The sequence below is a fragment of the Luteibacter sahnii genome (assembly GCF_034063545.1).
GTDB classification, from domain to species: Bacteria; Pseudomonadota; Gammaproteobacteria; order Xanthomonadales; family Rhodanobacteraceae; genus Luteibacter; species Luteibacter sahnii.
In genome coordinates this window covers 1-560 of the sequence record NZ_JAQLOK010000028.1, presented here as the reverse complement: position 1 = coordinate 560, position 560 = coordinate 1, and the positions used below count along the sequence as shown (strand labels likewise).

Here is a 560-nt window from a genome sequence, read left to right as displayed (position 1 = left end):
CCAGGATCGCCACCTTGCCGCGCTGCGCGAGCCGGTTCAGCACTTTCTCGACTTGGTCGCAATACGTGGCGTTGAGCGGCATGCCCTGGCCGGTACTGAAGCGTGCGGCGGTGGTGGGCAGGCGGAACAGCGGGCAGGCGCCGGCGGCAACGATGTGCTGGTCGCTGATGTCGCGGTAGTGCCGGTCGATGATGGCGTTGTCGACGAAGTTGTTGGACGCCAGCCCGGACAGGTTGAGGCCGGCGAACGGCAGCGTGCCCGCGGCGCGGGCCTGGCCGCCAAGGCCCCACAGCGCGGCGCCGGCGGCGATGCCGACACCGGCGCGCAGCACGCTGCGGCGGCCCGGATCGGCGGGGGTGGAAACAAGGGACGGGGCGGGGAAGGAAACAGCGGAAGACGACGAACGCACATGCCGGAGCATGGACACCTCCTGTGGTCATGATGGGCGAGCCGGGCCGACGCCCCCTGACGCACCGGCCACCGCAGTCTGCCAAGCGCAGGCAGGCAGGTCTGCGACCCGCTCCGCACTCCCGGGCGGCGCGCGGCGGCGCCAGCCTGCG

General features: G+C 72.3%; 1 pseudogene. It reads right to left on the bottom strand.

The features are described 5' to 3' along the window. Positions 1-421, bottom strand: a pseudogene (locus PI246_RS18405) (cellulase family glycosylhydrolase); the annotation flags it as partial. Positions 422-560 lie beyond the last annotated feature (139 nt).